Here is a 21984-nt window from a genome sequence, read left to right as displayed (position 1 = left end):
GCGCCATGTCTGATTTCCGGCGCGCCCTCGCGGTGTGGCTCGCGCTCGCGGCGGTGGCGGTGGCGGCGTTCCTGCTGTCGCTGGCGCTTGGCAGCGTGCGCATGGATGCCGGACAACTCTGGCAGGCGCTGACCGGCGCCGATACCGGTACCGCCGGCGCCATCGTGCGCGATCTGCGCCTGCCGCGCGCCGCGGCAGCGTTTGCCTGCGGCGGCCTGCTGGCCCTGTCCGGTGCGCTGATGCAGGTGCTGCTGCGAAATCCGCTGGCCGAGCCCTATGTGCTGGGCGTGTCCGGCGGCGCCGCCACCGGTGCGCTTGGCGCGATGCTGTTGATGTTGCCGCTGTGGGCCGTGCAGGCCGGCGCGGCGGGTGGTGCGCTGCTGTCGATGGTGCTGGTGGCTACGCTGGCGCGGCGCGACCTGCTGCATCCGCAGGTGCAGGGCGGCCACCATGAGGCCGGCGCGCGCCTGTTGCTGACCGGCGTGATCTTGGCCTCGGGCTGGGGCGCGCTGATCACGCTGATCCTCGCCGTTGCGCCGGAAGCGCGGCTGCGCGGCATGCTGTTCTGGCTGACGGGCGACCTGGGCGGCACCGCCGAATACGGTGCAGCAATCGCCATGCTTGTTTTCGCGGTGCTGCTCGCGATGCCGATGGCGCGTTCGCTCAATGTGATGTTGCTCGGCGAAACCGTGGCGCAATCGCTGGGCGTGCGCGTGGGACGCGTGCGCCTGGCCACATTCGTGCTCGCTTCGCTGTCGATCGCCGTGGCCATCACGACCGCTGGCTCGATCGGCTTTGTCGGCCTCGTGGTGCCGCATCTCGTGCGCCTGGCCTGGGGCAACGACCAGCGCCTGCTGTTGCCGGCCTCGGCGTTGCTGGGCGGTGCGCTGCTGATGGCCGCCGACCTGATTGCCCGCACCGTGATCGCGCCCGCACAGCTTCCGGTGGGCGTCATCACCGCGTTGCTGGGCGTGCCCACCTTCCTCTACCTGCTGCTGCGGAGGCCGCGATGACGCCATGGTCCGAGCCCGTGGCCGCGTGCCCGACGCTGGCGCTTCACGACGTGAGCCTGCGCACCGGCACGCGCGTGCTGCTCGAACGCCTGTCGCTGGAGATCGCGCCAGGCCAGCTCTGGTGCGTGGCCGGGCCCAACGGCGTGGGCAAGTCCACGCTGATGGCAGTGCTTTCCGGCCTGCGCCGCGCCGATGGCGGCAGCGCCAGCCTGGACGGCATGCCGCTGGAGTGCCTGTCGCCGGCCGCGCTGGCCCGCCAGCGCGCCTACCTGCCGCAGGCCGTCCATGACACGTTCTCGATGTCCGTGCTGGACGCCGTGCGTGTCGGCCGTCATCCGCACCTGTCCGGCTGGGGCTGGACCGGGCAGGGCGACGATGCCGTGGTGCGCGCCGCCATCCGCGCGATGGATCTCGACACGCTGTCCGCGCGCGACGTGCTGACGCTGTCCGGCGGCGAGCGCCAGCGCGCGGCGCTGGCCGCCGTACTGGCGCAGCAGGCGCCGCTGCTGCTGCTCGATGAACCCGTCTCGCACCTGGACCTGCGCCACCAGATCATGGTGCTTGAGGTGCTGGCGGCGCTGGCGCGCGCCGGCCGCCATGCGATCGTCGTGATCTTGCACGACCTCAACCTGGCCCGGCGCTACGCCACCCATGCGCTGCTGATGGCCGAAGACGGCAGCGCGCTGCATGGCCCGGCACAACAGGTGCTGACGCCTGAACAATGCTCGCGCGCGCTGCGCACGCCGATCGTCAGCGTCACGGACGGCGTGCACACCGCGCTCATTCCAGATGGATTTCCCCGTCCGACGGGGGCATCGCACGACGAACCATGAACGACAACACGACAGAACAGAGCAACGGCCAGGACGATGCCGGCCGCGACGCGCGCCACAAGGCGCGCATGGTCCGCAAGAAAGAGGTGGTGGACGCAAAGATCGCCGCCGCGCAGGACGAGCGCGGCGTGATCGTGATCACCACCGGCAATGGCAAGGGCAAGTCCAGCTCGGGCTTCGGCATGGTGGTGCGTGCGCTCGGCCATGGCATGCGGGCCGGCGTGGTGCAGTTCATCAAGGGCGCGCAGCCCACCGGCGAAGAAATGTTCCTGCGCCGCTTCCCTGATGTTTGCGACTTCCATGTGATGGGCGAAGGCTATACCTGGGAAACCCAGGACCGCGCGCGCGACGTGGCCAAGGCCGAAGCGGCCTGGGAAGTGGCCCGCGGCATGCTGCGCGACCCGTCGATCGGCCTCGTGCTGCTCGACGAACTCAACATTGCGCTCAAGCTGCACTATCTTGATGTGGATGGCGTCATTGCCGACCTGCGCGCCCGCCCGCCGATGCAGCACGTGGTTATCACCGGCCGCGGTGCGCCGCCGGCACTGGTGGAAGCGGCCGACACCGTGACCGACATGGTTCCGGTCAAGCATGCGTTCCAGCAGGGCATCAAGGCACAGCGCGGCGTGGAGATGTAGCGATACACAGCCGCCCGACTTTTTCATTCGTATTACTCGTACTCATTGCGCATCATGCTGTTCCCGGAAATCGCCCCTCTCGACGACGCGCTGCGTCCGGCCCTGCGGGCTGCCATCGACGACAAGACCAAGCCGCTCGGCGCGCTTGGCCGGCTGGAAGACCTTGCCATGCAGATCGGCCTGATCTGCGGCACCACGCAGCCTGCACTGAAACGCCCCACCGTGATCGTCTTCGCCGGCGACCACGGCGTGGCTGACGCGGGCGTCAGCGCCTATCCGGCCGAAGTCACTGCGCAGATGGTGCTGAACTTCCTGAAGGGCGGCGCGGCCATCAACGTGTTTTCGCGCCTGCACGGCATTGCGCTGGAAGTGGTCGATGCCGGCGTGCGCGTGCCGCTGCCTGCTTCGCCGGGGCTGGTCAATGGCCGCATTGCGGACGGTACGCAGAACTTCGCCGAAACGCGCGCCATGAGTGCGGAGCAGGCCAGCGCCGCGATGACGGCCGGCATGGCCCGCGTGCTGCGCGCCGCGCAGCAGGGCTGCAACGTGATTGGTTTCGGCGAGATGGGCATCGCCAACACCTCGTCCGCGGCCTGCCTGATGAGCCGGCTCACGGGCCTGCCGCTGGCCGACTGCATCGGCCGCGGCACGGGGCTGGACGACGCCGGCCTCGCGCGCAAGCGCGAGGTGCTCGAGCGCGCGCTTGCGCTGCACGCCGACGCCGTGGCGCCGCTTGATGCGCTGGCCGCGTTCGGCGGCTTCGAGATCGCGATGATGGCCGGTGCCTTCCTGGCCGCGGCGGCCAGCCGCATGGTGATCCTCGTCGACGGATTCATCGCTTCGGCCGCGCTGCTGGTGGCGCAAAGCATCAACGCCGCGGTGCTGCAGTACTGCGTGTTTTCGCACTGCTCGCACGAACGCGGGCACCGCGCGCTGCTCGACCATTTCAAGGCGGAGCCGCTGCTGGCGCTGGACCTGCGCCTGGGCGAGGGCACCGGCGCGGCGCTCGCATGGCCGCTGGTGGCTTCGGCCGCGGCCTTCCTGAACGAGATGGCCACGTTCAGCGGCGCCGGTGTCAGCGGCGCTTCGGCCTGACCACGCGGCATGGCCGACGAACTGCGCTTCTTCCTGACCGCACTCGGCTACTTCACGCGGGTGCCGCTGCCGTCGCCGCTGGCGCGCTGGGTCGGCTACGAGCCGCGCTACCTGAACGCGGCGGCGCGCTACTTTCCGCTCGTGGGACTGATGGTCGGCGGCGTGGCCGCGCTGGTGACGTGGGGCGCGCTGCAGTGGTGGCCGCCGGGCGTGGCGGTACTGCTGGGCATGGCGGCATCCTTGCTGCTGACCGGCGCCTTCCATGAAGACGGGCTGGCCGATTGCGTGGATGCCTTCGGCGGCGCCTGGCGGCGCGAGGACGTGCTGCGCATCATGCACGATTCGCGCATCGGCGCGTTCGGCGCCATCGCCCTGGTCGTGGCGCTCCTGCTCAAGTGGCAGCTGCTCGTCGCCATCGGCGCGCGCAGCGGGCTGCCCGAACTGCTGCTGGTGCTGGTGGCCGCGCATGGCGCGAGCCGCGCCATGGCCGTGAGCTACCTGGCGACGCTGGACTATGTGCGCGACGAAGGCAAAGCCAAGCCTGTGGCGCAGCGGCCTGGCGGTGCGGGGCTGGCATTTGCGCTGCTGTGCGGCGCCGCGCCATTGATGATAGTGTCACCGGCCTTTGCCGGCGTTTCGGTGGCCGCGCTCGCGATCCTGCGCTTGCTGCTGGGCCGCTATTTCGTGCGCCGCATCGGCGGCTATACCGGCGACTGTCTCGGCATGGCCCAGCAATTGGCCGAACTGTTGATCTACCTGGTGGCCGCTGCATGGACGTGGTCCTGATCCGCCACGCGCGCCCCGATGTCGGCGCCGGCATCTGCTATGGCAGCCTGGACCTGTGCCTGGCCACGCCGGTCGCGCCGCCACCGGCTGCCATCGTCGCGGCGTTGCCGCCGCCGCATCGCGTGCTGACGAGCCCGCTGCAGCGCGCCGTGGATACGGCCAGGCTGCTGCTGCAGGCCCTGCCGGCGCACGCGCTGGCGCCCGAAATCGAGCCGCGGCTCGCCGAGATCGACTTCGGCGCGTGGGAAGGACGCGCCTGGGACGATATTGCGCGCAGCGAACTCGATGTGCTCGCACAGGACCTGCTCGATGCCTGCCCGCACGGCGGCGAGACCGCGGCGCAGGCGATGGCGCGCGTGTCCGGCTGGGCCGCGTCGCTGGGGCAGAATGCCTCGCACGATGCCTGCTTGTGGGTCGTCGGCCACGCGGGGCCAATGCGCATGCTGGCCGCGCACTGGCTCGGCTTGCCGCTGGCTACGACGCTAGGCTGGGAACTGGGCTTCGGCGCGAGCTGCCTGTTCCGCCTCGGCAGCGGCACGCCGCAGCTCGCATGGTGGAATCGCAGCGCCGGCTGATCAGCGTGCGGGCCGGCGGCTGCGCGCCGTTTCGAGATCCTTGCAGATCTGCTCGGCCCCCTGTACCACGCGCGGCCCGGCGCGGTTGAGCAGGTCGCCATTGATGGTGAACAGGTTGCCGCGCGCGACCGCGGTGACCTGCTTCCATTTTTCCCACATGGCAAAGTCTGCCAGCGGCCGGTCCGACTGCGTGGCGCCCGTGCCCGCGGTCAGCATGACTTCGGGGTTGCCGGCCACCACGGCCTCCACCGACACGGTGGGCACCAGCGGGGACTCGGCGGCGAAGAGGTTGCGGCCGCCGCATAGCGTGAGCAGGTCGCTCACCAGGTGCTGGCCGTTCAGCGTCATCAGCGGCTGCTGCCAGACCTGGTAGAACACGGTGACGGGCGGCCTGCCGGCGTAGGTCTTGCGAAGTGTCGCCACGCGCTGGCGAAAATCCTCCGCGGCACGGTGGGCCACAGCTTCGGTGCCCAGCAGCGTGCCGAGCTTCTCCAGGTTGTCGGGGATTGCCTCGAGCCGGCGCGGCTCGCTGTAGAACAGCGGCAGGCCCAGCGCGCGCAGGCGGTCGGTCTGCTTCTGCGCATTGCCGTGGCGCCACACGACGATCAGGTCCGGCTTGAGCGCGGCAATGCGCTCCAGGTCCAGCGCCTTGTTGTCGCCCACGCGAGGAATATCGCGTGCCTGCGGCGGGTAGTCGCTGTAGTGAACCGTGCCGACGATGCGCTCGCCGCCACCTGCGGCGTAGAGCAGTTCGGTCACGTGCGGCGCCAGTGACACCACGCGGCGCGCGGGCTGGGCGAGCGTGACGGTCTGGCCGGCGTCATCGACGACGGAAACCGCGGCCGTGGCCTGCGAGGCTGCAATGAGCGATGCGGCAGCAACGACGGTGCGGACGCAGGAAGTACGGTCAGGCATCGGCATGAAGAGAGATTTGCGGTGCGATCGGTTGCGTTCAGGCGCGTACCACGTCGGCCAGCGCGGTTTCCAGGTGCCGCCAGGCTCGCGGCGAATCGGGCGGCAGGCCCAGGCGCAGGCCGGGCGGGCAGGCGCCGGCGGCATCGAAACGGCGGGTCCAGATGCCATGCCGGGCCAGGGCGTCGTGCAGGCGGGCCGCATCTTCATGGGGCACCCAGCAGAACAGCGGTTGCATCACCGGCGCCAGGCCGTGGCGGCGCAGCAGCGCCGACAGGCGCTCGCCCCACGCGGCAAGCCGTTCGCGGTTGGCGCCTTGCCAGCCGGTATCGGCCAGCGCGGCGCGGGCGACCACGCGCGCCGGGCCCGACACGGTCCAGTGGCCCAGGCGCTCGTGCAGCGCATCGAGCAGCATGCGTTCGCCAAGTACGAAGCCGCAGCGTACGCCGGCCAGTCCGTAGAACTTGCCGAGCGAGCGCAGCACTACCAGCCCCGCCAGGCTGCTATGTGCTGCGACGGAGTGTTCGGGCATGCAGTCGATGAAGGCTTCGTCGACAAGCAGCGTGCCGCGACGCGTGGCGAGCGTCGCGTGCCAGCCCAGCAGCGCTTGTGGCGGAAGCAGCCGGCCGGTCGGATTATTCGGGTTGACCACGACCAGGTGGTCCAGGCCATCCGCCAGCGAAGGCTGCGCAAAGTCCGATTCGCCGAGGAGCACGACGTCATGGCCGGCAGCGGCGAATGCGGGTGCGTACTCGCTGTATCCCAGCGCAGCCACGCCGACGCGTCCGCGTGCGAGCAGTTGCGGTAGCGTGCGGATCGCGGCCTGCGATCCTGCGACCGGCAAGGCTTGCTGCGCGCCGAAGGCGTGTGCGGCGATGTCCGCCAAGCCATCGTCGTCCTCGGGCAGGCGCTGCCAGGCTTCGGGCGGAATCGGCGGGGCTGGGTAACCCGCCGGATTGATGCCGGTGGACAGGTCCAGCCATTCGGCGGCAGGCCGTCCGTAGCGGCGCACGGCCGCTTGCAGGTCACCGCCGTGGCGGATGGGAGCCAGTGCGGGTCTCATGTGGATTCATGTCGGTAGCAGGGCGGGAAACGCGAACAAAGCTGCGGCGCTGGCAAGGGCCAGCGCGAGCCAAAGCCACAACGCGCGCTGTACCAGCCGCAGGCAGGCCAGCACATGGGCGGCGTCGGGCCTGGCGCCGGTGCCCAGCGGCGGGCGTGCCTCGAGTTCGCCGTGGTAGCGGGCCGGACCGCCAAGCGCCACGCCTACCGCGCCGGCGCCGGCGGCCATCACCGGGCCCGCGTTCGGGCTCGACCAGGCTGGCGCCTGCGTACGCCAGCAGCGCAGGGCCTGCGCGGTGGCGCCGAGCAGCGCGTAAGACAGCGCGGTCAGCCGCGCGGGCGCGAGGTTGAGCACATCGTCCAGCCGGGCCGCGGCCCAGCCGAAATACCGCAGGCGCGGCGTACGGTAGCCCCACATTGCATCGAGCGTATTGGCCAGGCGGAATGCGATCACCGCGGGCGCACCGCCCGCCAGGAACCAGAACAGCGCGCCGAAGATGGCGTCGTTGCCATTTTCCAGCGCCGATTCGCATGCGGCGCGCGCCAGCGCTTCACTGTCGGCATCGGCTGTATCGCGCGAAACAATGCGAGCGGTCAGGGCGCGCGCCGCATCAAGGTCGGCGCGTGCCAGCGCCTCGGCGATCGGGGTAATGTGCTGGTGCAGGCTGCGCGCGCCCAGCGCGGCATAGAGCGCGACGACGTGCATCATCCAGCCGAGCGATGGGTGCCATCGGGCTGCGGCGTCGGCAAGCAGCCAGGCCAGCGCGGCTGGCACCAGGACCATCAATGACCACGCGGCAAGGCCAGCCAGGCGCTGGCGCCATGCGGGCGTCGTTTGCGGCGACCGGTTGAGGCGGCGTTCCAGTGCACTGGCGAGACGGCCGAACCCCACCAGCGGATGCCAGCGCTTCGGTTCGCCCAGCCACTGGTCCAGCAATACGCCAGCCAGCGCAGCGGCCGCGCACGCCGGCCAGGACAACATCATCATGCCGGGTCGGGGCCTTTGACGGCAACGGGGATGCCGGCGACCAGCAGCCGAACGCAATCGGCCGCCGCGGCCAGCTTCTGGTTCAGGCGGCCGAGTTCATCGACATAGAAGCGGGTGATCGCGCCCATCGGCACCACGCCGAAGCCGATCTCGTTCGAGACCAGGATCACGTGGCCGGGCAGCGTGGGCAGCGCGTTGAGCAGCGCTTCGATTTCTTCGGTGAAGACATCGGGCGGCGTGATGACGCCGTGCTCGGGGTAGGCGCGGTCTTTCGGGAACAGCAGGTTGTTGAGCCACAGCGTGACGCAGTCCACCAGGATGCAGCCGTCGTGGCGCGCATGCGCGTAGAGCGCGTCGGCCAGGCGTACCGGTTCTTCCACCAGGCGCCAGTCGGCGGGCCGGCGGGCGCGATGCAGCGCAATGCGCAGTTCCAGCTCCTCGTCGGCCTGGTCCGGATCCTGGCGCGCGGTCGCAATGTAGGTGACCGGCCCGCCCTTGATGGTGGCGTGGTCGGTGGCCAGTTGCTCGGCGTAATGGCTCTTGCCGGAGCGCGCGCCGCCCAGCACCAGCGTGAGCTGGCGCGGGCCGTGGCCGTTCTCGGCCCGGCGGGGCTCCGCGGCCGTGGCGGGCGCGGTATCGGTAGCCGGTGTTTCCATCCGGGTATTGTAGCGGTCGCATCCGGTCGTCGCACGGACGGGTGAGATAATCGACCGCTATGCAATGTGATGCTTCTGAAACTACGGACACGAGCGGCCTGGGTGCCTTGCGCGGTACGCTGATGGTCCAGGGCACGACTTCCGATGCAGGGAAGAGTACGGTCGTCGCGGGCCTGTGCCGCGTGCTGGCGCGCACCGGCACGCGCGTGGCGCCGTTCAAGCCGCAGAACATGGCGCTGAACAGCGCCGTGACGGCCGACGGCGGCGAGATTGGCCGCGCCCAGGCGCTGCAGGCGCTGGCTGCGGGGGTGGCACCGCATACCGACATGAATCCGGTGCTGCTCAAGCCGAGCAGCGACACCGGCGCGCAGGTCATCATCCACGGCCAGGCCCGGCTGGACCTGGATGCGCGCGCCTATCACGCCTACAAGCCCGAGGCGATGAAGGCCGTGCTGGCTTCGCATGCGCGGCTGATGCGGGCCTACGACGTGGTGGTCGTGGAAGGCGCCGGCAGCCCCGCCGAAATCAACCTGCGTGACCGCGATATCGCCAACATGGGGTTTGCCGAGCGCGTGGATTGCCCGGTGGTGCTGGTGGCCGACATTGACCGCGGCGGCGTCTTCGCCCATCTGGTGGGCACGCTGGACTGCCTGTCGGATAGCGAACGCGCGCGTGTCACCGGTTTCATCATCAACCGCTTCCGCGGCGATATCAGCCTGTTGCAGCCGGGGCTGGACTGGCTGGAGGCGCGCACCGGCAAGCCGGTATTCGGCGTGCTGCCCTACCTGCACGGCCTGCACCTTGATGCGGAAGACGCCATCGTCGGCACGCAGTCGGCCAAGCGCGGCGCACCCGACACGCTGCTGCGCGTGATCGTGCCGGTGCTGCCGCGCATTTCCAACCATACGGACTTCGATGCGCTGCGCGCCCACCCGCAGGTGGACCTGCGCTTTATCGGGCCCGGCATGCCCGTGCCGCCGGCGGACCTTGTGATCCTGCCCGGCAGCAAGAGCGTGCGTGCCGACCTGGCTTTCCTGCGCGCCAATGGCTGGGAGCCGGCGCTGCGGCGGCACCTGCGCTACGGCGGCAAAGTGATCGGCATCTGCGGCGGCATGCAGATGCTGGGCCGGCAGATCCACGATCCCGCCGGGCATGAAGGGCCGGCCGGCAGCAGCGCCGGTTTCGGCTGGCTCGACTACGAGACGACGCTCGCGCCGCACAAGCAGCTGCGCCGTGTCAGCGGCCGGCTGTCGGACTCGGAAGCCGAAGTCTGCGGCTATGAAATTCACATGGGCGTGAGCACGGGCGCGGCGCTCGAGCGGCCGGCGCTGTGGCTGGATGAGGGCGATGGCACGGCACGTGCCGATGGCGCCTGTTCCGAAGACGGCCAGGTGCTGGCGACCTACGTGCACGGCCTGTTCGACGAGCCGGCTGCATGCCAGGCCTTGCTGCGCTGGGCCGGGCTTGAGGGGGCGCACGGGATCGACCTGGCCGCTTTGCGCGAGGCGTCGATCGGGCGGCTGGCCGATAACCTGGCCAGCCACCTGGACCTTGGCGCCATGCTGGCGCCGCTGCGGCGCTAGCGCTTTTCGGGCGTCAGGCGGGCGAGCAGTGCCGGCACGTCAGGCCAGGTCACCCGCCGTACCGCCACGATGATGTCCGCGCCGGGAAACCGGTCCTCGAAGCTTGCGGATTCCTGGCCACCCAGCCGCCGGTAGAACTCGCGCGCCTGGGGGTTGCCCTCCAGCACGTACAGGAACAGCGGGCGGCCTGGCCAGCCTGCTGCCACGCGCGCTGTGCAATGGGCCAGCAGGCGCTTGCCCAGTCCGTGTCCGTGGAAGCCAGGCAGCACATGCAGATTGTCCAGGTAGATGCCATAGACGGGTTCTGCGTCGGGCATCAGGCACGCGAAGCCGGCGGGTTCGCCATCCACGCGGGCCAGCGTCACTTCCAGCGGCGCTTCGGCGCCGTCGCACAGGCGCGCGTGCCAGGCCGCGCGGCGCTCGGCCGGCGCGGTTTGCGTCAGGTAGGCATCGGGCAGCAGGCCCGCGTAAGTGCGGCGCCAGCTTTCCGTGTGCATGGCCGCTACCAGGTCGGCGTCGACAGAGGTGGCGGGCGTCAGGGTGATAAGGGGCATGGATCGTCGAAATCAGCGGCGGGGCAGGGTGTCATTCTGCCGCATCGGTGCGCGGCTGCATGCCGGCGGCCCGTGCCCTGATAGAATTGCGAATCTTTCCCATTTGCATTGCTTGGCCCAGGGCGTGCACCATGCGCCTTTCCCGTCGGCTCCGCATTCCCTTCCGTCTGCCCCATGGTCACTGGCCGCCTTCGCGTCGTCATCGTCAAGCTGCACCTGTACATCGGCCTGGTCTTCGGCCTGTTGTTCGTCCTGATGGGGCTCACCGGCACCACCATTGCGTGGCGCGACGAGCTCGACGCGTGGCTGAATCCTGACCTGCTGGTGGCATCGGCGCCGGTGCCGATGCCGGTGTCGCCCGACACGGTGCAGGCGGTCACGGAGCACCTGGCCGGCCCCGGCTATGGCAGGCCCAACCTGCTGATGCTGCCGGTCGAGGAACATGGCGTCTTTGTCGCCTGGTACCCGGTCAAGGGGCCGGACGGCGTGGTGCCCGGGCGCTCGCGACAGGTCATGGTCGATCCGGTCACGCTGGAGGTGAAGGGCGAACGGGTGTGGGGCGAGCCCGGCTTGTCGCGCCAGTTGCTGCTGCCTACGCTGTTCCACCTGCACCGCTACCTGCTCAGCGGCGAAACCGGCAAGACCATCACCGGCGTGGGCGGCATGATGCTGCTGATCACGGTGCTGCTCGGCATCGTGGCGTGGTGGCCGAAGCTGCGGCCGCGTTCGGTGCTGCAGGCGTTCCGCATCGCGCACGGTGGATCGTGGTCGCGCTTCACCTATACGCTGCACCGTGCTGGCGGCATCTTTGCCGCGCCGGTGCTGGCGACCATTGCCTTTTCGGGCTGGTACCTGAACCTGCCGAAATGGGTCACGCCGATCGTGTCCAGCGTGATGACGGTGACGCCGCCGGCGAAGCACGCCTCGGCGCCTGCCGCGCCTGGTGCGCGGCCACTGAGCGCGGCGCAGGTGATGGCTGCAGCCCGGACGGAGTATCCGGATGCCGCCGTGACCCGCATCAGCTTTCCGCGCAAGGCGGGCGATGCCTACGAGGTGCGCCTGCGCCAGCCCGGCGAGGTGCGCAAGGACAGTGGCGCGACGCGGCTGTGGCTCGATGCCTTTACGGGCCGGCGCATCGGCGCACGCGACCCGGCCGATGCGCCGGCCGGCGACACCTTCCTGAACTGGTTGTTCCCGCTGCACACTGGCGAGGCCTTCGGTGTGCCGGGCCGCGTCTTCATCACCGTGTTTGGCCTGACACCGCTGATGTTCGCTATTACTGGCGTGCTGATCTGGTGGAAGCGCCGGCGAGGACACCAGCGCCACGTGGCCAAGGCACAGCAGCGGGCCGGCATGCGTGGCACCGGAAAGGCCGGGGCCTGAAATGCAAAGAGCAAGCGCGCGGGCTTGCTCTTTGTGTCTGCCGGCGCGGCGCGAGGCCGCCGCGTTCAGATTTCGAGGTTGTCGATAAGGCGGGTGGCGCCCAGCTTGGCCGCCGTCAGCACTACCAGCGGTTCGCCAGCGACGAATTCCTCGTGCGTCGGCGCCTGCAGGTTGCTGCGCTTGCGGATCGCCACATAGTCGGGATTCCAGCCGCGCTGTGCAAGGGCGGCGCAGGCGTTGGCCTCGACGGTTGCCAGTTGGGTCGCTGCGCGGTCGCTGCCGAGCACGGTGTCGCGCACATCGTGCAGCGTGCGGTAGAGCATGGGTGCCTCGGCGCGCTCGGCTTCGCTCAGGTAGCGGTTGCGCGACGACAGCGCCAGGCCGTCCTCGGCGCGCACGGTTTCAGCCGGCACGATCTCGATCGGCAGCGCGAACTGCTGGACCATGCGGCGCACGATCATCAATTGCTGGTAGTCCTTCTTGCCGAACACCGCCACGCGCGGCTGCGCGGCCGTGAACAGCTTCATCACCACCGTGCAGACGCCCTTGAAGAAGCCCGGGCGGAACTCGCCTTCCAGGATGTCGCCGAGGTCGTGCGGCGGATCCACGCGGTACTCCTGCGGCTCCGGATACATGTCGCGCTCGCTGGGGGCGAACAGCACGTACACGCCTTCGCTCTGCAGCTTCTCGATGTCGTCCTGCAACGTGCGCGGGTACTTGTCGAAATCCTCGTTCGGGCCGAACTGCAGGCGGTTGACGAAGATGGACGCCACCACCGGGTCGCCGTGCTGGCGCGCCAGGCGCATCAGCGACAGGTGGCCTTCGTGCAGGTTGCCCATGGTCGGGACGAACGCGACCCGGTTTTGCCCGCGCAACTGGTCACGCAGCTCTTGGATGGAGGAAATGACTTTCATGAACGTGGTGTGCTGTCGTGGTATGGGTGACCCTGGCGCCTTCTGGCGGGCGCATCGACAAGTCCCGGCGGGCCTTGTCCGGCCTCTTCGCGGTTGTCGGCGGATTGTAGAACATGTGGCCGCACGGCGGGCGCGGCGCGATGGGGAGGTCAGGTAGGGGTGTACGCCAATCGCACATAAATTGGCGCGAACGGCTCGGCCTGCGTGATCTCCACCAGCGATTCGCGCGACAGCTCCAGCATGGCGATGAAGTTCACGACCACGATGGGCACGCCCTTGCCGGAACGGATCGCGTCCTCGAACAGCTCGGTGAATTCCATGAAGCGCGCGTGCTGCAGCCGGCGCAGGATCTGGCTCATGTGCTCGCGCACCGAGAGTTCCTCGCGCGAAATCTTGTGGTGCTGGTTGAGCTTGGCGCGCTTGAGCACGTCGGCCCAGGCCGACTGCAGGTCGATCGTTTCCACGTCCGGGAAGCGCGGCGCCAGGCTTTGCTCGATGTAGACCTGCGAGCGCAGGAAATCGCGGCCGAGCTGCGGCACGGTGTCGAGGCGCTGCGCGGCCAGCTTCATCTGCTCGTACTCGAGCAGGCGGCGCACCAGCTCGGCCCGCGGATCCTCGGCTTCTTCATCGCTGTCGGCCTTCTTGACCGGCAGCAGCATGCGCGACTTGATCTCGATGAGCATGGCCGCCATCAGCAGGTACTCGGCCGCCAGTTCCAGGTTGGTCTTGCGGATCTGCTCGATGTACGACAGGTATTGCCGCGTGACCTGCGACATCGGGATGTCCAGGACATTGAAGTTCTGCTTGCGGATCAGGTACAGCAGCAGGTCCAGCGGGCCCTCGAAGGCTTCCAGGAAGATCTCGAGCGCATCGGGCGGGATGTACAGGTCCTGCGGCAGCTTGAACAGCGGCTCGCCATACAGGCGCGCGAACGCCATGCCGTCGACCACGTCGGCCGGAGAGCCCTGACCGCCTGATGCGGCCGGCGGCGCAGCGGGCAGTTCCACGGCAAGCTGCAGCTTGTCCTGATCGCTCTGGTTCATGGATGGCGTGCGGTATCCGCCACGTCAGGCCGGGTCAGCTGTCCAGCGAGTAGACGTAGGGCTTTTGCGCCACACGCGAAGCCTGGGCGCGGGCACGTTCCTCGAGGTCGATCGGTTCCTTGTCCCACAGCAGGGCGCGGCCTTCGCGCTGCTCGGCTTCCAGGGAGGGACGTTCCTGCTTGAGCGACTTCAGGAACTGGGTGACTTCCGATTCGTACATGGCCATGGTGGGATTCTGGGTAATGCGCCGCAAGGCGGCTGATGGGTACGGTGCGGCAGGATTTTACAGTATCCGGCCCCTGCTACGGTCCGTTCCACGGGGTAGATGCCGCAGGCACGCGCGCGCCCGACGCGTTGTGGCCCGCCATGGTTCCGGCAGCAGGTGGGGGTGTGGTCAAATACCGACTTTGCGTGCCTGCCGGCACGCGCCATTCCACCCGGCGGGGCAATACCAGCGAATGAGGACTGAATCGGCCCGCGTGGCGGCCACCCCTGACAGGAATGTCCGACCGGATGCGCGGCAACGGATGCCCGCGGCGGCCCTGCCTGCGCGCCTGCGCCGGCTGTTCCTGTTCGCGCTGGCGGCGTTGTGGCTGTTGCCGGCGCATGCTGGCTATAAAGTGGAAATCGAGGCGCCCAAGGCGCTTCGCGAGATCCTGGAAAACCACCTCGACCTGTCCCGCTACAAGGACCGCACCGACCTGTCGTCCGACCAGTTCGACTATATGGTGGAGACCGTGGGTGACCAGGTGCGGCAGTTTGTGTCCACCGAAGGGTATTTCGATCCGGTCACCACTACGCGCGTGGTGGGCGAGGGCGACGAGCGCGTCGTGCACGTGATGGTCGACCCCGGCGCGCGCACGCTCATCCGCAACGTCGACATCAAGGTGGACGGGCCGGCGGCCACGCGTTCGCCCGAGCAGGTGGCCGAGGTGCAGAAGAAGTGGGGCCTGCCCGCCGGTGAACCGTTTCGGCAGGAGGACTGGGACAAGGCCAAGGAAGACGCACTGGTAACGCTGCAAAGCCGCAATTACTATGGGGCGCGGCTGGCCCAGTCCCAGGCGCGGATCGAGCCCGACGAACTGCGCGCGGACCTGTCGGCGCGCTACGACAGCGGACCGGCCTACCTGCTGGGGCCGCTGCGCGTCAGCGGCACGCGCCGCTATCCAGAGCAGATCATCCGCAACGTGAATCCGCTCAACGAAGGCGAGCCCTACCGCGTGGAGCGGCTGCTGGAGCTGCAGCGCGCGATCCAGAACCAGCCTTACTTCTCGAACGTGCAGGTCGACCTGGTGCCGCCAGAGGGGGCGCCGGCCAATCCGCCCGAAGGCGTGATCACGGCACCGGTGGAGGTGAAGGTGCGCGAGTATCCCCAGCACCGGCTCAACAGCGGTGTCGGCTTCACGACCGATACCGGCGCGCAGGTGGAAGGCCGCTATTCGTACTACAACCTGTTCAACCGCGCCTGGGTGTTCGACTCCCAGGCCCGCCTCGAGCAGAAGCGTTCCTACCTGTTCGCCGAAACCGCCATGCCGCCGGACCAAAGAACGTTCCGCAACAGCCTGTACGGCAGCTACGAGCGCACCATCGACCTCGAGAACACCGACACCACGAGTTGGCGCGCAGGCCTGAAGCGCTCGCGTTCGCGCGAGAAGTACGACATCACGCTGTCGCTGGACTTCTACTATGACAACCTGCTGCCGGAAGGCCAGCCTGCGCAGATCAGCAAGGCGCTGGTGCCGGCCTTTGCGTGGACGCGGCGCGACGTGGACAACCCGGTGTTTCCCCGGCGCGGCAACGTGATCAACACCCAGCTCGGCGTGGCGGCCAAGGGGCTGCTCAGCGACGCCACGTTCTTCCGCATGTACGGGCGCATCCGCCAGTACGTGCCGGTAGGCAACCGCGACCTGTTCGTCGCGCGGCTGGAACTGGGCGCCAACATCACGACCGCCGATTCCAGCAATATCCCGGCGACGCTGCGCTTCCGCGCCGGCGGCACCGATTCCATCCGCGGGTACAGCTACCAGTCGATCGGCACGCCGAGCGGCTCGAGCGTGCTGCCGGCCAAGTACCTGGCCACCACGGGGCTGGAATACCAGTACTGGTTCAAGCCCGACTGGGGCGTGGCGGTGTTCTGGGACGCCGGCACGGCAGCCGATGCGCTCAACGACATCAAGATCTATAACGGCGTGGGTATTGGCGCGCGCTGGCGCAGCCCGGTCGGGCCGGTGCAGCTCGACGTGGGCTACGGCATCCAGGAAAAACAGTTCCGTCCGCATATCTCGCTGGGGGTGGCGTTCTGATGAGCCTGGTCGACATGCCTTCCGTACCGGGCCGGGGCAACGGCGCGCCGCCGCCTGACGCGCCACCGCCGCCACGCCGCCGGCGTCTCTGGCGCGTGCTGGCCTGGGTTGCCGCATCGCTGGTGGCCCTGGTGGTGGCTTTGGCCGCCGCCGGCGTGCTGGCGCTGCGCTCCGAAGCGGGCACGCGGCACCTGTGGGCGCTGGCCACGCGGCTATCGGCGGGCATGCTGGCCGGCACGTATGAGGGCGGCACGGTGTTCCAGGGCCTGCGGCTGCGCGACGTGGTGTTCGCGAGCGGCGAAACGCGCGTCACCATCGACCGGGTCGACAGCAGCTGGAACATGGCGTGGTCGCCACGGCGCTGGCATGTGGCCTGGCTGCGCATCGGCAAGGTGGACTTGCGGCTCGGGCCGTCCGAGCCCGATACGACGCCGGCAAAGATGCCGGCATCGCTTGAATTGCCGCTGGCGATCGACGTCGATGTGCTGACCCTGGAGCGGCTGGCTTTGCGCACGGGCCCGGCCCCTGCGGCGGAGCCCATGGTCTTTTCGGGGCTGGCGGGGGCCGTGCATTCCGACGGACAGCGGCACCGCGTCACGGTCGACCGGCTCGAGACGCCCTACGGCAAGCTGGCCGCCAACGCGCAGATTGCGGCAAAGGCGCCGTTCGCGCTGAACGCGCAGGCCTTGCTCGAGGCGAGCTGGCAGAAGGAGGCCTTTACCATCAGCGCCGATGCGCAAGGGTCGCTCGAGGCGTTGCGCGCTGAACTGGAGGCCACTGGCGAGCGCATCCGCGCGCGCGCCAGCGCCGACGTGACGCCGTTCGGCAAGGTGCCGTTCACGCACCTGCTGGTCGACGGCGAGCGAATCAATCCGCGCCTGTTCAGTCCCTCGGCGCCGCAGGCGAATCTTTCGGTCCACGCCGAACTGCGTCCGGTGGACGTGCCCGGTGCGCCGGCGAAACCAGCGGCACCGGCGGCACCGGCGTCGGCACCGGCTTCCGCCGCGACCGTGCCTGCGCCGGCAGCCGCACCGCTTACCGTCGCCGGCGACATCGTGGTGCGCAACCTCGAACCGGGCCTGATCGACGCCGGCAAGCTGCCGGTGCAGTCCGTGCAGGCCCATGTGCAACTCAATGAAAAATCGCAGGCTTTGCGCGATCTGCGCATCGCACTGTCCGGCAAGGCAGAGATCACGGGCAGCGGCACGCTGCAGGACGGCCGCGGTGCCTTCGACCTGGACGTGCACCGGCTCAATCCTGCCGCGCTATACGGTTCGCTGACCGAGGCCAGCCTGTCGGGTCCGCTGGCCGTGCGCCTGGAACCTGGCCGCCAAAGCGTAGCGCTGGACCTCTCCGGCGGCGAGCTCAAGCTGTTTGCCGATGCCAGCATGGACGAGGAAACGCTGACCCTGTCGGCGTTGCGCGCGACGCTCGGCGCGGGCACGCTTACCGCCGATGGCAAGCTCGGCCTCAAGGACCAGCAGGCGTTCGACTTCAAGGGCAAGCTGGCTGCCTTCGACCCGGCGCGCCTGGCCAAGGTCGCCAGTGGCAGCATCAATGCGGATTTCAGCGCGACCGGGACGCTGGCGAAGGAAGTTCGCGCCGCCGTGGATTTCACGGTGCGTGAGAGCGAGTATGCCGGCCTGCCCATGACCGGCTCCGGCAAGATCCGCCTGGCCGGCGAGCGGCTGTTGCCCAGCGAGGCCTCGCTCAGCATGGCCGGCAACCAGGTCGACCTGCGCGGCAGCTTCGGCGCGCGCGGCGACCGCCTGCACGTGGCCGTGGATGCGCCTCAGCTCGAGCGCCTGAAGTTCGGCGTAGCGGGCAAGCTCAAGCTTGACGCGGATGTGAGCGGGACGATCAAGCGGCCCGAGATCGTGGGCGACTACAGCGCGCAGGCGCTGGCCTTCGGCCCGCACAGCGTGGCCACGGCCAGTGGCCATGCCGAGGTGCGTGGCGGCCTGGACGGCACGCTGTCGGTCCAGCTTGCAGCGCGCGGCTACAAGGGGCCGCAGGCGAGCCTGAGCACGCTCGACGCCACGCTCAACGGCACGCAGGCGAACCACACCTTCGATGCCAAGGCGGCCGGCACGCTGCACCAGCGGCCGTTGCAGCTTGCGCTGTCCGGTCAGGGCGCCTGGAAGGGGCCGAAGGACGGCTGGCAGGGCACTATCCGCACGCTGGAGGAACGCAGCACCGTCAACCTGCGGCTGGCCGCGCCGACGCAGCTCACCGTGGCCGACCAGCGATTGCAGCTTGGTTCCACGCGCCTGCTGTTCGACCGAGCCGTGCTGCAGATCGACAGCCTGAACTGGGATCACGGCCGTATCCGCTCGCAAGGCAACCTGGATGGCCTGCAGGTCGGCCACGTGCTGGAACTCGTCGAAACGGTGACCGGCGAGAAGCCGCCGCTGCGTTCCGACCTGGTGCTCGATGGCCGCTGGAACCTGACGCTCGCGGAAACCGCCGCGGGGTTTGCCGAGATTCGCCGCCGCAGCGGCGATGCCTCGGTCAACGCGGGGCGCGGCTTCACGGCGCTGGGGCTGGGCGAAACGTCGCTGCGCGCCGACATCGCGGGCAACCGCATCACGCTGCGCGGCGGCATGGTGGCGGAACGCATCGGCAAGGTCGCGGTGGATGTATCTGCAGGACTGGTGCCGGACCAGGGGCTGCTCAGCGTGGGGCCGGCCTCGACGCTGGGCGGGACGGTGCAGCTCGATGTGCCGCGGCTCAAGGCGCTGGAGTCGCTGAGCGGGCCGCAGTACGCCTTCGCAGGCAGGCTCGCGGCTGCGCTGCGGCTGTCCGGCACGGTCGGGGCACCAGTGTTGACCGGTACCGTCGACGGCGATGGCATCGCGCTGACGATGTATGACCTGGGCATCCGCCTGACCGACGGCATTGTGCGCATCGTCCTTGACCAGAACACGGTGGAGCTGAAGCAGGTGGAATTCCACGGCGGCGACGGCAAGGTGACCGCCACCGGCAGCGTCAAGCTGGGCGAGTCCGACCCGAACCTGACGGCCAGGATCATTGCCGACAAGCTGCAGCTGTTCGCCAGCCCCGAGCGCACGCTGATCCTGTCGGGCGACGCGACCATCGGCAACGAGAACCGGCAGATGGTGATCCGCGGCAAGTTCCGCGTCGATCACGGGCTGTTCGACCTGCCCAAGGCCGGCGCGCCGGTGCTCGGCGACGACGTCGTGGTGGTACGGCGCAAGGACCAGCGCGAGCTGAAGACGGCGGCCACGCCGGCGCCCGAGGCCAAGCCCGCGAGCAAGTTCAGCCCCCTGATCGAGATTGCCGTGGATCTGGGGAACGACTTCCGCTTCCGCGGCGCCGGCGCCGACCTGGAGCTGGCCGGCCAGATGACGGTGCGCAGCGAGCCGCTGGCGCCGATGAAGGCCACCGGCACCGTGCGCGTGACCAAGGGCACCTACGAGGCCTTCGGCCGCAAGCTGAACATCGAACGCGGTACCATCAACTTCAACGGCCCGATCGACAATCCGAACATGTTCATCCGCGCCATGCGCCGTGGGCAGGAAGTGGAGGCCGGCGTGGAGGTGACCGGCACGGTGCGGCTGCCGCGCGTGCGGCTGGTGTCCGAACCCAATGTGCCCGAGGAGGACAAGCTGTCATGGCTGATGTTCGGCTACGGTGCGGAAAGCGCCGCAGCGGGCCAGCAGAAGCAGCTTGGCGGCGCGGCACTGGGTGGCGCCGCGCTCGGCATGATCGGCGGCAAGGCGGGCAAGGGCATCGTGCAGCATTTCGGCATCGACGAGTTTTCCATCGGCCCCTCCACCGCCGGCCTGAACGACCAGCAGGTGGTGAGCGTGGGCAAGGCTGTGACCGAGCAGCTGTCGGTGGGCTACGAGCAGAGCCTGACGTCGGCCTCGAACGTGGTCAAGCTGACCTGGGCGTTCTCGCGGCGCTGGTCGCTGATCGCCAAGGGCGGATCCATCAATGGCCTGTCGGTCTTGTTCAACCGCCGCTTTGACAACTGGGGTGTCCTGTTCTCGGGGGCCTCGAACCGCAGCGGCACCAGAAGGAGCCAGGAGGATGGCAACCCGGAATCCGATAGCGAAAGCGCGGCACAGGCTGCGTCGGCTGCCGCCGCAGAGCCGGTCAAGCGTTGACCGTTACCCGCCAACTCATGCGTCGCCGAGACGCCTTGCCGCCATGGGACTGTTCGCTTCCTTGCTTGCCCTGTTCGGCTGCGACCAGCAGAAGGTCGACGAAGCCATGAAGAAGGCCGGCGATACCGCGCGCGCGACGTGGAACGCGGTCAAGCCGGACAGCCAGCTGTTCAAGGGCATCGAGCCGGGCCAGTCCACCGAGGCCGACGTGCTGCGCCAGGCTGGCAAGCCGGAGATCGTCTGGGAAGAAGAGAACGGCGCGCGGCGGCTGGAGTATCCGCGTGGCCCAGAGGGCGCGACGACGTGGATGGTGACGATCGGCGCCGACGGCAAGGTCGGACGCATCGAACAGGTCCTGACCGCGGAGAACTTCGCGCGCGTGCGGCCCGGCATGAACCAGGACCAGGTCCGGCGCATGCTGGGGAAGCCGACCAAGGTCGAGAAGTTCGTGCTGAAGAAGGAGGAGGTGTGGGGCTACCGGTGGTGGGAGTCGTCGCAGGAGAAGGCTTTCTTCAATGTGCATTTCAACCCCGACGGGGTGGTGACGACGACGTCGCGGAGTGATGATCCTTCGCGGATGCAGGGGGGGTGATTGGGGTTTTGTCGAATTGGGGGACCGTGGGGAGGATTGGGTTATCGTTCTTGGCAGGCGCCGCTGTTTCGCCGGCGTAGCCGGCGAGTTACTTTTCCCCGAGCGGGAAAAGTAACCAAAAGCGCGTTTTCGTGGTTGACGAACGGCTCGATGAGGTGAAGACGGTCCAGGGCATAACCAGACTGCCTGCCGCGTAGATGATTAGGATGGGACAGGGCGTACGAACGAACCCGGATTACGGAGTGGTCCCTCCTAACAGCGATATCGCATGGACGCCTACGGCTGCGCTGCGCGCGGTCAGCAGTCTGGGTTTCCGGGCCGCGGCCCGAACCACGATCTGGTGACGAAGCCCTTGGCGCATGTGCCATGCGCGAAGCAGAGAAAACGAAGAAGGGGAAGCACCGGCGCCAGCGACGTTGATGCCCCTCGCCATGCCGATTATTGAGCTTTCCCTATTTCACGACAACATCAAAGCAACCACAGTCATTCCCGCGAAGGCGGGAATCCAGCGTCTTACAAGTCCCCCGAAGGGGGACAAAAAGTCACTGGGTCCCCGCCTGCGCGGGGACGACGAATATTTCGCGTTGTCATGAATTCTGGAAACATCAATAGTGAGCCGCGCGCAGCGCAGCCGAAGGCGTTGATGCGATACCGCTAGCAGCAGGAGCCACGGACAGTTTCGGGGCTCGTTCAATCAGCGCTTGAAAGCCTACCCACGGCCGCGCACCCAGCGACAGGCAGCCAGAAACACTCTGAAGCCCATACCCGTACAACACCCTCGGCACACTACGATCAATATTCGCCCGTTAGGGATGCTCTGCACAAACGCGAATCGAGTGTGATAGGCCGTTTAGCGGACGCTAAATGCCCCGCGACACCAATCTATCAACCCCAAGCGAAGCTGCCTGGCACTCGCCGAGC

19 protein-coding genes are annotated in these 21984 nt (G+C 68.6%); 11 read left to right on the top strand and 8 right to left on the bottom strand.

What is annotated here, in order from left to right:
• The first annotated feature begins 5 nt into the window (after positions 1–5).
• The 6 genes from LDO29_RS15325 to LDO29_RS15300 are packed head-to-tail and all read left to right on the top strand — an operon-like array spanning position 6 to position 4940.
• The gene (locus LDO29_RS15325) at positions 6–1013 is read left to right on the top strand and encodes a FecCD family ABC transporter permease (RefSeq protein WP_224080647.1); all 1008 of its coding nucleotides are present in this window, start codon (positions 6–8) and stop codon (positions 1011–1013) included.
• On the top strand, positions 1010–1846 hold the full coding sequence (locus LDO29_RS15320) for an ABC transporter ATP-binding protein (RefSeq protein ID WP_224080646.1): 837 nt from the start codon (positions 1010–1012) through the stop codon (positions 1844–1846). Before LDO29_RS15325 ends, LDO29_RS15320 begins: the two co-directional genes overlap by 4 nt.
• Positions 1843–2484: a cob(I)yrinic acid a,c-diamide adenosyltransferase gene (gene cobO / locus LDO29_RS15315; RefSeq protein WP_224080645.1), complete on the top strand. Its 642-nt coding sequence runs from the start codon at positions 1843–1845 to the stop codon at positions 2482–2484. The genes LDO29_RS15320 and cobO overlap by 4 nt, the downstream gene beginning before the upstream one ends.
• Positions 2485–2538: 54 nt before the next feature.
• Positions 2539–3579, top strand: a complete 1041-nt coding sequence (gene cobT / locus LDO29_RS15310) for a nicotinate-nucleotide--dimethylbenzimidazole phosphoribosyltransferase (protein WP_224080644.1) — start codon at positions 2539–2541, stop codon at positions 3577–3579.
• Positions 3580–3588: 9 nt separating this feature from the next.
• Positions 3589–4365 carry an adenosylcobinamide-GDP ribazoletransferase gene (locus tag LDO29_RS15305; protein WP_224080643.1) on the top strand — a complete coding sequence of 259 codons (777 nt, stop codon included), beginning with the start codon at positions 3589–3591 and terminating at the stop codon, positions 4363–4365.
• The gene (locus LDO29_RS15300) at positions 4350–4940 is read left to right on the top strand and encodes a histidine phosphatase family protein (protein ID WP_224080642.1); all 591 of its coding nucleotides are present in this window, start codon (positions 4350–4352) and stop codon (positions 4938–4940) included. Before LDO29_RS15305 ends, LDO29_RS15300 begins: the two co-directional genes overlap by 16 nt.
• Here LDO29_RS15300 and LDO29_RS15295 read toward each other — a convergent pair whose 3' ends face one another.
• Genes LDO29_RS15295 through cobU form a run of 4 tightly spaced genes read right to left on the bottom strand, consistent with a single transcriptional unit; the run spans position 4941 to position 8558 of the window.
• Positions 4941–5861, bottom strand: coding sequence for a cobalamin-binding protein (locus LDO29_RS15295; protein WP_396022673.1), 921 nt, complete (start codon positions 5859–5861; stop codon positions 4941–4943).
• 31 nt (positions 5862–5892) lie between these two features.
• Positions 5893–6915 carry a threonine-phosphate decarboxylase CobD gene (gene cobD, locus LDO29_RS15290; RefSeq protein WP_224080641.1) on the bottom strand — a complete coding sequence of 341 codons (1023 nt, stop codon included), beginning with the start codon at positions 6913–6915 and terminating at the stop codon, positions 5893–5895.
• 6 nt (positions 6916–6921) lie between these two features.
• Complete coding sequence (gene cbiB / locus LDO29_RS15285) at positions 6922–7902, bottom strand: adenosylcobinamide-phosphate synthase CbiB (RefSeq protein WP_224080640.1); 981 nt, start codon at positions 7900–7902, stop codon at positions 6922–6924.
• Positions 7899–8558: a bifunctional adenosylcobinamide kinase/adenosylcobinamide-phosphate guanylyltransferase gene (gene cobU / locus LDO29_RS15280; protein WP_224080639.1), complete on the bottom strand. Its 660-nt coding sequence runs from the start codon at positions 8556–8558 to the stop codon at positions 7899–7901. Before cobU ends, cbiB begins: the two co-directional genes overlap by 4 nt.
• Before the next feature lie 122 nt (positions 8559–8680).
• Here cobU and LDO29_RS15275 point away from each other — a divergent pair, with 122 nt between their 5' ends.
• Entirely contained in the window at positions 8681–10141 is a 1461-nt protein-coding gene (locus tag LDO29_RS15275; protein ID WP_224080887.1) for a cobyric acid synthase, read from the top strand.
• On the opposite strand, the gene LDO29_RS15270 is transcribed toward LDO29_RS15275, so the two are convergent.
• Positions 10138–10695 (bottom strand): GNAT family N-acetyltransferase, encoded by a 558-nt coding sequence (locus tag LDO29_RS15270; RefSeq protein ID WP_224080638.1) that lies wholly within the window; start codon positions 10693–10695, stop codon positions 10138–10140. The two genes, LDO29_RS15275 and LDO29_RS15270, sit on opposite strands and share 4 nt — an antisense overlap.
• Positions 10696–10869: 174 nt before the next feature.
• Between LDO29_RS15270 and LDO29_RS15265 the strand changes: the two genes are divergently transcribed.
• Positions 10870–12078 (top strand): PepSY-associated TM helix domain-containing protein, encoded by a 1209-nt coding sequence (locus tag LDO29_RS15265; protein ID WP_224080637.1) that lies wholly within the window; start codon positions 10870–10872, stop codon positions 12076–12078.
• Positions 12079–12143: 65 nt separating this feature from the next.
• Here the strand turns inward: LDO29_RS15265 and panC are convergent, their stop codons facing one another.
• From panC to LDO29_RS15250, 3 genes are all read right to left on the bottom strand, one after another.
• Positions 12144–12992, bottom strand: a complete 849-nt coding sequence (panC, locus tag LDO29_RS15260; protein ID WP_224080636.1) for a pantoate--beta-alanine ligase — start codon at positions 12990–12992, stop codon at positions 12144–12146.
• Between the two features lie 149 nt (positions 12993–13141).
• Positions 13142–14035: a segregation and condensation protein A gene (locus LDO29_RS15255; RefSeq protein ID WP_224080635.1), complete on the bottom strand. Its 894-nt coding sequence runs from the start codon at positions 14033–14035 to the stop codon at positions 13142–13144.
• A 34-nt stretch (positions 14036–14069) separates the two neighbouring features.
• Positions 14070–14261 (bottom strand): DUF3460 family protein, encoded by a 192-nt coding sequence (locus tag LDO29_RS15250; RefSeq protein WP_224080634.1) that lies wholly within the window; start codon positions 14259–14261, stop codon positions 14070–14072.
• 301 nt (positions 14262–14562) lie between these two features.
• Here LDO29_RS15250 and LDO29_RS15245 point away from each other — a divergent pair, with 301 nt between their 5' ends.
• The 3 genes from LDO29_RS15245 to bamE are packed head-to-tail and all read left to right on the top strand — an operon-like array spanning position 14563 to position 21063.
• Positions 14563–16338 carry an autotransporter assembly complex protein TamA gene (locus LDO29_RS15245; RefSeq protein WP_396022674.1) on the top strand — a complete coding sequence of 592 codons (1776 nt, stop codon included), beginning with the start codon at positions 14563–14565 and terminating at the stop codon, positions 16336–16338.
• Positions 16338–20471 carry a translocation/assembly module TamB domain-containing protein gene (locus LDO29_RS15240; RefSeq protein ID WP_224080632.1) on the top strand — a complete coding sequence of 1378 codons (4134 nt, stop codon included), beginning with the start codon at positions 16338–16340 and terminating at the stop codon, positions 20469–20471. Before LDO29_RS15245 ends, LDO29_RS15240 begins: the two co-directional genes overlap by 1 nt.
• Before the next feature lie 43 nt (positions 20472–20514).
• Entirely contained in the window at positions 20515–21063 is a 549-nt protein-coding gene (gene bamE / locus LDO29_RS15235; RefSeq protein ID WP_224080631.1) for an outer membrane protein assembly factor BamE domain-containing protein, read from the top strand.
• Positions 21064–21984 lie beyond the last annotated feature (921 nt).

The organism is Cupriavidus laharis, from assembly GCF_914271435.1.
Lineage (GTDB): Bacteria > Pseudomonadota > Gammaproteobacteria > Burkholderiales > Burkholderiaceae > Cupriavidus > Cupriavidus laharis.
This window is presented reverse-complemented; position numbering and strand designations above follow the sequence as displayed.